Origin of the sequence: Microbacterium sp., from assembly GCF_029263575.1 — a bacterium.
Taxonomy (GTDB): Bacteria; Actinomycetota; Actinomycetes; order Actinomycetales; family Microbacteriaceae; genus Microbacterium.
On record NZ_JAJUFV010000117.1, the window covers coordinates 1 to 9,171 of the forward strand.

9 protein-coding genes are annotated in these 9,171 nt (G+C 66.2%); 2 read left to right on the top strand and 7 right to left on the bottom strand.

The window, feature by feature from the left end:
• Positions 1-320: 320 nt before the first annotated feature.
• The gene (locus tag Q1J95_RS11575; RefSeq protein WP_300267719.1) at positions 321-488 is read right to left on the bottom strand and encodes a helix-turn-helix domain-containing protein; all 168 of its coding nucleotides are present in this window, start codon (positions 486-488) and stop codon (positions 321-323) included.
• A gap of 586 nt (positions 489-1,074) precedes the next feature.
• On the opposite strand from Q1J95_RS11575, the gene Q1J95_RS11580 reads away from it, so the two are divergent.
• Entirely contained in the window at positions 1,075-1,707 is a 633-nt protein-coding gene (locus tag Q1J95_RS11580) for a site-specific integrase (RefSeq protein ID WP_300267721.1), read from the top strand.
• A 91-nt stretch (positions 1,708-1,798) separates the two neighbouring features.
• Here the strand turns inward: Q1J95_RS11580 and Q1J95_RS11585 are convergent, their stop codons facing one another.
• The 5 genes from Q1J95_RS11585 to Q1J95_RS11605 all read right to left on the bottom strand — a co-directional run bounded on the left by Q1J95_RS11585 (position 1,799) and on the right by Q1J95_RS11605 (position 6,906).
• Positions 1,799-2,875, bottom strand: coding sequence for an alpha/beta hydrolase (locus tag Q1J95_RS11585; RefSeq protein WP_300267722.1), 1,077 nt, complete (start codon positions 2,873-2,875; stop codon positions 1,799-1,801).
• A gap of 73 nt (positions 2,876-2,948) precedes the next feature.
• Complete coding sequence (locus Q1J95_RS11590; RefSeq protein ID WP_300267723.1) at positions 2,949-4,322, bottom strand: FAD-dependent oxidoreductase; 1,374 nt, start codon at positions 4,320-4,322, stop codon at positions 2,949-2,951.
• 37 nt (positions 4,323-4,359) lie between these two features.
• The gene (locus tag Q1J95_RS11595; protein WP_300267724.1) at positions 4,360-5,421 is read right to left on the bottom strand and encodes a polyprenyl synthetase family protein; all 1,062 of its coding nucleotides are present in this window, start codon (positions 5,419-5,421) and stop codon (positions 4,360-4,362) included.
• 40 nt (positions 5,422-5,461) lie between these two features.
• Positions 5,462-6,238, bottom strand: coding sequence for a class I SAM-dependent methyltransferase (locus Q1J95_RS11600; RefSeq protein ID WP_300267725.1), 777 nt, complete (start codon positions 6,236-6,238; stop codon positions 5,462-5,464).
• Entirely contained in the window at positions 6,235-6,906 is a 672-nt protein-coding gene (locus tag Q1J95_RS11605; protein ID WP_300267726.1) for a hypothetical protein, read from the bottom strand. Before Q1J95_RS11605 ends, Q1J95_RS11600 begins: the two co-directional genes overlap by 4 nt.
• Positions 6,907-6,991: 85 nt before the next feature.
• Between Q1J95_RS11605 and Q1J95_RS11610 the strand changes: the two genes are divergently transcribed.
• A complete protein-coding gene (locus tag Q1J95_RS11610) occupies positions 6,992-8,248 on the top strand; it encodes an isochorismate synthase MenF (RefSeq protein ID WP_300267727.1) in 1,257 nt (418 codons plus the stop codon).
• 24 nt (positions 8,249-8,272) lie between these two features.
• Here the strand turns inward: Q1J95_RS11610 and Q1J95_RS11615 are convergent, their stop codons facing one another.
• Entirely contained in the window at positions 8,273-9,127 is an 855-nt protein-coding gene (locus Q1J95_RS11615) for a polyphosphate kinase 2 family protein (protein WP_300267729.1), read from the bottom strand.
• Positions 9,128-9,171: the final 44 nt, after the last annotated feature.

Genomic DNA, 9,171 nt, shown 5'->3' on the forward strand with positions numbered 1-9,171 from the left:
AGCTTCTTCCCGGCGGCGGCATACATCTCGCGCAGCCCCGCCTCGTTGACCTTGATCTTCATGGTTCCCACAACCTTCCTATCGCCCCGGACCGGACACCATACGGCGTCCCCCAGAATCCGGGGACACCACCAGAATCCCAGCGATCCGGAAAGCCTGACCGCAGACACACCGTCAGTAGTTACAGCACTCCAATGCGCATCCCGCACAGGGCAAGCGGCCTACATCCGGCCCAGTAGCCGCGCGTGAACGCGTCCAGGGCATTCACGCACCGGAGCAGAAGAGTACGCTCCAACAGGAGCGGACGGATTCCGAATAGATCAGTTGGTCGCCTGCGCGCCGATCCACGCCTCCACAACCTCGGGCTTCCACCGCAAGTACTTGCCAACTTTGAACGCTGGCGGCCCATACGGGACGGCGCGTGCACGCCACTGATAGATCGTCTGCACAGCGACACCGAGCGTCTCAGCAACATCCTCGATCGTCATCAGCTTCCCCACGTTACCTACCGACGTCGACGGGACTTTGAGGGCCGCTCGATAGACGAGCCGTACGCCACGACATGCCACCATCCGCAATAAGGGCACAACTCCGCGGACGCGCCTTTCTCCACGCGGGCAGCTACTGCTACCGCCTCTTGCTGCGTCTCAATGGGCGCGCGTTTGGTCTTGCACCGAACAGTAGGCATCTAGTCCTCCAGCGGCCGCGAGTCCGCCCCCTGCAGGCAGACATTGCCGTCACAGACATCATCCACCCAACTTCGGACATAAGCTGGCCCCGCGAGGAGCAGGAACTCGCGGGGCCAGTGATCTTGTGCCGGGATCAGCCGTCGAGCGCTCTCAGATGATCGTCAGTCTCGGCTGGCCGACGAATTGTCCGGAGCTCGGGCGCGATCTTGGCGCGCTCGACTGCAATCGCTTCCTCTAGCCTCGAGATCCTCGCTTTGACTCGAGCATCCTCACGACTCTTGTTCGCGTCTGACACCGTCTGCCAGACCGGTGTGCACTCAAGCACTTCAGCGTTGCCGCCCCAGTGATTGATGATGTCCCCAGAGCGCGGCGCGCAGAAGCGGCCATGAAGATCCTCGATGCAGAGCAGTCGGGACGCGCACTCGCTGTAGCGGGCGCCTTCAGGCCGTTTGTCGAGGTGTGCCTGTTCGCAGGGCTACGGCTTGGGGAGGCCGCAGGGCTGCAGCTCGGCGACGTGAACTTCCTTCGACGTACGATCAGCGTCCGCAGGCAGGTCCAGGGCTCGACCTACAAGGACGCGAAGTTCGTTCCGCCCAAGGCTGGCAGTGAGCGCACAATCTTCGTCCCCGATGACCTGCTGACGCCACTCTCCGCGCACGTCGCCCAGCAAGAGTTGAGAGAGCCGACAGATCAGCTGTTCCTCGAACCGCTCGGGCGACTGTGGCACCGGAACAATGCCGCCGGCGAATGGCGCTCTATCCGCGCAGCTGCCGGTCTCTCGTCGGAAGTGACGATCCACACCCTCCGACACACGTTCGCGTCGAATCTCATCGCGTCTGGCTGCGACGTCGTCACCGTTCAGCGCGCGCTTGGTCATGCCCAACCGTCGATCACCTTGAACGTCTACTCGCACCTCTGGCCATCCGCCGAGGACAAGACGCGCGCAGCGACTGCTGAGTTCATGAAGGCAATCCGCGAGTCCGCAGAAAGTCCGCAAGAATCCCACTCGGGCGCCTGAACACCCACCGCCAGACACCTACAGATCCCCGTGATGACGCGGGATTCACCAGATGCCACCATAGGCCACCCGCCGTAGTGCGATTCATCAATTACCGGTAACGGCGATCGCCGCCGGATGATGCCGCCCACCCGGTGACCCAGCGTTCCAGCCGCGCATAGGCGTCGTCGCGCGCGTGCTTGCGCGAGAGGAACACATCGTGCAGGGCGCCATCGATGCGTTCAACGGTGACCGACGGTCCGAGCTTGAGCGCGGCACGGGCGATGGAATCGACCACGAGCACGCTGTCTGCTGACGTGAGCTCTTCCGACCAGCGCGTGGGTAGCGCCGAGCGCGCCGACAGCAGAACACACACCGGAGCATCGATCGACAGCCCGTCATCGACCTTCTGATGCCCTGCGAGGATCGCGTGCATCCACCCGGCGTGCACCGCCATCGAATGCGCCGGACGCCATGCCAGCTTGACCTCCATCGGATCGTCAGGATCCGCGACCGCTTCTTGAGCGCGCGCGTAGAACCCCAGATCGATCTGCGGCGCCGCATTCAGCGGACGAAGGCGCGCCTGCAACTCGACGACCGGAGCGATCGCCGCGCGCAGCGGAGCCAGCTGGAACTCCAACCACGGCGAATTCAGGATCAGCGCGTCGGCCACGCCCGGATGCCGTGACGCCCACAGACTGAGCACCAAACCACCCGTGGAATGTCCCAGCATGACAAGACGACGAGCGGATGCCGCGGCATCCGCCTTCTGATCCGGCACGATGCCGATCATCTGCAGCGCAGCGGCGATATCTTCGTCGTAGGCGGCGAGGTCAGCGATGTATCCGGGCGTCTGCCCCTCGCGCAGGCTGCGCCCGTACTTGCGCAGATCGAGCGCATAGAAGCGCGCGCCGCGTGACGTCCAGAACCGCGCGAGCCGCTTCTGGAAAAAGTAATCCGACCATCCGTGCACGTACAGCACGTCGACGCCGTCGAGCTCGGCTACCGGATCGGCGGTCGGCTCATCGCGCATGCGACGCCGCATCCGTTCCCACCAGGTCGGGATCGGGCGCTCCGCGGGCAGCGCCCGCACGAGTGTCGCGACAACCTCGCCCTCGGCATCCGAGCCCAGCGGCAACGTCAGCTGCTCGAACTCGTCACCGAGGACGTCGCGGGTCCACTGCGCCATGACGACAACGCTACCCTTCGACGGGCTCAGGGACGGGTCGTTGGGCTCAGGGAGCGAGGTGCGGGGCGGCGAATTACTCGCCGCGGGAGATGCGCACCATCTCGTCGCGGGGAACGACTTTGATGCGTGCACGCTCGTGCGGCGCTCCCAAGGCGATCTCGTGCTCATCGAGCCGGTGCCAGCCGTCGAGGTCGGTCCAGGCGACACCACGCGACTCCAGCAGCGCGGGGATCGCCGCTTCGGAAGGATCTTCTGGCTGCCACCACGAGCCCTGGTCGTTCACCAGATGCTGCACGGTCTCCATCGCGTCCGACTTGGTGTGGCCGATGAGCCCCACTGGTCCGCGCTTGATCCAGCCGGTCGCGTAGATTCCGGGGACCCGCTCGTTCGAGTCCTTCTGCAGCACCTGACCTTCGTGGTTGGGGATCACGCCGTGGCGCTTATCGAACGGAACGCCCTTCAGCGGCGAACCGAAGTAGCCGACGGCCCGATACAACTGCCCGATCTCGAGCTCGCGCAGCTCGCCCGTTCCGACGACACCGCCCGAACCGTCAGACTTCGTACGCTCGTAGACGATCGCAGCGACCTTGCCTGCGGCATCCGTCTTGATCTCGACCGGCTTCGCCCAGAAGTGCAGGTGCAGCCGCCGGGATGCCTCACCGCCGGAGTTGTTGACCCCGGGGCGCGTGCGCCACTGCTGCAGCACGCGGTCGATGACCTTGACCTGCTTGTTGCTGGCGACGGCATCCTTCGACGCCTCGTCGTAATCGAAATCTTCGTCATAGACGACCATGTCGACATCGCGCAGCTCACCGAGCTCGCGCAGCTCAAGCGGGGTGAACTTCACCTGCGCCGGTCCGCGGCGACCGAAGACGTGCACGTCGGTGATCTTCGACGCCTCGAGCCCGGCGTGGACGTTGTCGGGAATCTCGGTGGGCAGAAGGTCTTCGGCATGCTTGGCGAGGATGCGCGCGACGTCGAGGGCGACGTTGCCGTTGCCGAGGACGGCGACCGATTCGGCATCCAGCGTCCATTCGCGCGGCACATCGGGGTGACCGTCGAACCAGCTCACGAAGTCGGCCGCGCCGAAGGAGCCTGCCGCATCGATACCAGGGATGTCGAGCGATGCATCGCGCACCGCACCGGTGGCGAAGATGACGGCGTTGTAGTGCTTCTTGAGGTCGGCGAGCGTGACGTCTTCGCCGAAGCGCACATTGCCGAAGATGCGGATGTCGCCGCGGTCGAGGACATCACGCAGCGCATTGATCACGCCCTTGATGCGGGGGTGGTCGGGCGCGACCCCGTAGCGGACCAGCCCGTACGGCGCAGGAAGCTGCTCGAACAGATCGATCGAGACGTCGAAGGCGCGCTCGGTCTTCAACAGGATGTCGGCAGCATAGATGCCAGCGGGGCCTGCCCCGACGATGGCCAGCCTGAGCTTGGTCATGAGTGTCCTTTCGGATGCTGCAGCGATCGACGCGCGATCAGCTGCTGCGGTCTGCAAGAGTTTCGGCGAAGCGCGTGAGAGCTTCGCGCACCGTGCCCTTCGGCAGCGGCGCAAGCGCGTCGATGGCGTCGCTCGTCCAGGTGCGAGCGAGCTCAAGGGTCTTCTGCGTGACGTCGTGATCACGCAGCTGCATCAGCGCCTCATCGAGGATCACCGGGTCTTCGCCTTCGGCGATGCGCGTCACACCGTCGTCGATGCGGGCGGCCAGCGCTGCCGCCGCGGCATCCGACTCTGCTCGCAGCAGCAGGTACGGCATCGTCGGCACTCCAGCGCGCAGATCAGTACCGGGAACCTTGCCAGTCTCCTCCGGCTTGGCGGACAGGTCGATCACGTCGTCGAGCAGCTGGAACGCGACGCCGACCTTCTCGCCGTAGACCCTCAGCGGCTCTTCGTACTCGGCCGGCGCGTTCGAGAAGATCGCACCGCCCTGTGTGGCTGCGGCGATCAACGACCCTGTCTTGTCGGCGAGCACCTGCAGATAGAAGTCGATCGGGTCGTCGTCGGGCTGCGCACCCACGGTCTCGTGGAGCTGTCCCAGCACGAGCCGTTCGAAGGTGTCAGCTTGCAACCGGATTGCGCGGTCGCCGTACCGAGACATCAACTGGCTCGCGCGCGAGAACAGAATGTCTCCGGTGAGGATAGCGACGTTGTTACCCCACACCGCATGAGCGGCCGGCACCCCGCGGCGGCGGTCGGCGCTGTCCATGACGTCGTCGTGGTACAGCGAGCCGAGGTGCGTCATCTCCAGCGCCTTGGCGATGTCGATCACGGCGGGGATGTTGCCGTCGCCCAGTTGCGCTGTCAACAGCGTCAGTACCGGGCGGATGCGCTTGCCCCCTGCTTCGTAGAGGTAGCGGCTCGCGGCATCCGCGATTGAATCCGCGACGCGCAGATCTTCGGCCAGCCCGTTCTCGACGAGCTCAAGGCCGGCTTCGATCTCATCAGCCACCCGACGCGCGGCGCGACCGATGAAAACGCGGTCGCTGAAGCCCAGACGGCTCGCGAGGCGCGAACCCGGGGCGGCAGGGCTCGAAGTCACGAGTTCTACCCTACTAGCGGCTCACCCCTGCTTCGTCCTCCTACGTCGCCGCTCCTGCGGTGCGGCCATTCACTTTCGCAGCTGCGGGTTTCTGGGCCGCGCGCGTCGCCGGTTTCACCGCCCGGTGCAACGCGACGATGCCGCGGGTGAGGTTGCGGTATTCGACCTCTGCCCAGCCGGCCTCGCGGATCCATCCCGAGAAGGTGCGCTGATCGGGCCAGTCTCTGATCGACTCGTTGAGATAGTCGTAGGCCCGGCCGTTGGTACCCGCCACCCGCGCGACCCGGGGAAGGATCTGCGCGTTGTAGAACCGGTACAGCCCGCGGAAGAGCTTTCCCGGAGGCGTGGAGAACTCGTTGATGACGAGACGGCCGCCGGGCTTGGTGACCCGATACAGCTCGGCGAGCGCCTTCTGCGGCTGCTGCACGTTGCGCAGTCCATACGACATCGTCACGGCATCGAACTCGTTGTCGGCGAAGGGCAGCTGCGTGGCATCCGCTTCGACGAACGTCAGATTCGGCAGGTGGCCGTGCCGGCGCCTGCCCTCGGCGAGCATGCCGGGGGAGAAGTCGGCGGCAACCACCTCTGCGCCGCTGGCGGCGAGTGATGCCGACGAGGATGCCGTCCCCGCCGCGAGGTCGAGAATCCGCTCGCCGGGCTTCGGCGCGACAGCGCGCGTGGTCGCCGCCCGCCACAGAGCGTCGTTCCCGAACGTCATGACGGTGTTCGTGCGGTCGTAGCCGGCCGCCACCTGATCGAACATGCCGCTGACGCGGCGAGGATCCTTACCGAGGTCGGCGCGATTGTTCGAGGTCATCTCTCCAGTCTAGGTCGCGGTACCGGGGCGCCCGATCTCGGTCGACGCCGGTCGAGCCCGAGCGCCTCCAGCTCGTCGAGCCCGAGCGCCTCCAGCTCGTCGAGCCAGAAGTCGGGAACCGCGTCGTCGAACGGCGCCGAACGCGCACGGACGCGGGTCTCGAGGTCGAGGGCGAGCGCTTCAAGATGCGTCATCACATCAGCGGGGTACCCGTAGCGGATGCTGTGCTCCGCCCACTCGTCGCGGTCATCGACCCACGTGCCGCGTTCACCCTCCACACGGATGACATCGAGGTCCATGTCGATGCCGGTGGCGAGGAGCAGGTCGTCATCGCTCCAGCGGATGTCCCAGCCGAGGTCGATGTAGATGCGCATGCCCTTCGGGTGATCGCGGTTGACCGTCAGCGCATGATCGCCCGCGGGCGGCAGCAGTGTGACCTTATTGCGCTGACCGACGTGATCGATCGCCGGAATCAACGTCACGTTCGGTCCGACGGCATCGAAGCGCGCACCGGGACGTTCGCTGTGCCATCCGATCGGCTGGCCGATCCAGTCGCCCCACTCGTCCGCGCCGAGATAGACGCACTCATGTCGCCAGTGCGGCGACCCGTCCCACTTTCTCCATCGGAAGATCATCGATGTTCCTGGGGCGGGACGGGCAACGCTCATCCTTTTACCCTACGACTGCGGTGGCCCGATGCGTCTGAGATTCGGCCCGCCTTCGGACCTGCTCGCTCCGGCCTAAACTGGACAGGTGAGCAGCACCCGCCTGATCGTGCAGACCCGAGAGATCGATCCGGTCGAAGACCTCGTGGCATATGCGCACCCTGCCGCCCCCCTCGCGTGGCTTCGCCGCGGCGACGGCATCGTGGCGGTGGACGACGGGATGCCGGCCATCATCCGGGTTCCCGCCGGGCGTGGGGCGATGCGCAGCACCCTCATCGCCGATGCGTGGCGCGAGCTGGCCGCGGCATCCGAGATCGACGATCCCGTCGGGCTGCCCGGCTCGGGGCTCGTCGGGTTCGGCGCGCTCACCTTCGATGAAGACTCCGCCGCAGACAGCGTCCTGATCGTCCCCTCGATGGTCGTCGGCAGACACCGCGGCCGCGGGTTCATCACGCGCATCGCGCCGCACGGGCAGGAACTGCCCGACGCCGCGCTCGAGCCGCGCACCTACGGGCCGCACTGGGCGGGCACCGTCGGCCCCGGCGCTCAGACCCCGGTGGGATACCAGGATTCGGTGCGCACAGCACTCGGCCGCATCGACGCGGGCGAGATGAGCAAGGTCGTCCTCGCCCGCGACCTCGCCGGCACGATCCCGGCCGGTTCCGACCTGCGCCGCCTCGTGCGAGCCCTGTCGACCGGCTACCCCGACACGTGGGCGTTCGCCGTCGACGGGCTGATCGGGGCGAGCCCCGAGACGCTCGTCACCGTGCAAGACGGCACAGTGACTGCGCGTGTGCTCGCCGGAACCATCGGACGCGGAGCGGATGCCGACGAAGACACCGAAGCCTCATCGCACCTCGCGACCAGCACGAAGGACAACGATGAGCATCAATACGCCGTGCAGAGCGTGCTCGCGGCCCTTCGCCCGCACACGCGTGCGCTGGCCGCGAGCGAGCAGCCGTTCCTGCTGAAGCTTCCCAACCTGTTCCACTTGGCCACCGATGTGGAGGGCGAGGTCTCTGACGGTGGCTCAGCGCTCGACCTGGTCGGCGCGCTGCATCCGACCGCCGCCGTGGCCGGTACTCCGACGCCCGCCGCCATCGCCGCGATCCGTGACATCGAGCCCTTCGACCGCGGCCGCTACGCCGGCCCGGTCGGGTGGATCGACGGCAACGGCAACGGCGAATGGGCCATCGCGCTGCGCTGTGCGCAGTTCTCCCCCGCGCCCGACGCGATCGGCGTCACCGCCTACGCCGGTGCGGGCATCGTCGCTGCCAGCGACCCTGAGACCGAACTGCTCGAAACCCGGGTCAAGTTCCGCCCGCTCGTCGACGCGCTGGCCTGAGCGCATACCGGCGGCAGTCACACCTCAGCTCGCCGCCAGCCTTTCCTTCTCGACCTCGACGTCGAAATCGGCCTCCGGCCACTGCGGGTCGATGTCTTCCAGCGCGGCCAGCAACAGTTCGTACACCGCGAGCCGCGCGTACCACTTACGATTCGCCGGAACGGCGTACCAGGGCGCGGCCTCGGTCGACGTGCGCTCGAAGACGGTCTGGTAGGCCGCCATGTAGTCGTCCCACAGCATCCGTTCGTCGACGTCGCCGGGGTTGTACTTCCAGTGCTTGTCGGGGCGGTCCAGCCGCTCCCGCAGGCGCTCTTTCTGCTCGTCGGGAGAGATGTGCAGCATCACCTTGATGATGCGCGTGCCGGATGCCGCCACCTGAGCCTCGAACTCGTTGATCGCGCCGTACCGGCGTTCGATCTCATCGGCGGAGGCGAGCTCGCGCACCTTGCCAACCAGGACGTCCTCGTAGTGCGAGCGGTCGAAGACGCCGATGAAACCGGGATCCGGCAGGTGCTTCTCGATGCGCCAGAGGAAGTCGTGCTCACGCTCTTCCTTGGTCGGTACTTTGAAGGCCGCAAGTGAGACGCCCTGCGGATCGACCCCGCCGACGACGTGGCGGACGATACCGCCTTTACCCGCCGTGTCCATCGCCTGCAGCACGAGCAGGATGGAATCGGTGGCTGTCCCCGTACGACTGGCGGCGTACAATCGCTCTTGCAGTTCGCTGAGCGCTTCCATCCCCTCGGCGAGATCGTCTTCACCGTTGTTTTTTTCGCCGTCGTAGCCGGGATGCCCATCGGGGTCGACGTCGCTCAGTCGAAACCCCTCTCCCACGCACAGAATCTCGGATGCTTCGTCCGTCCAGCCTCGCTTGCCCATCTGCCTATCCTGTCGCCAGGGCGGCGTTTTGGCGAGCGTCAGAA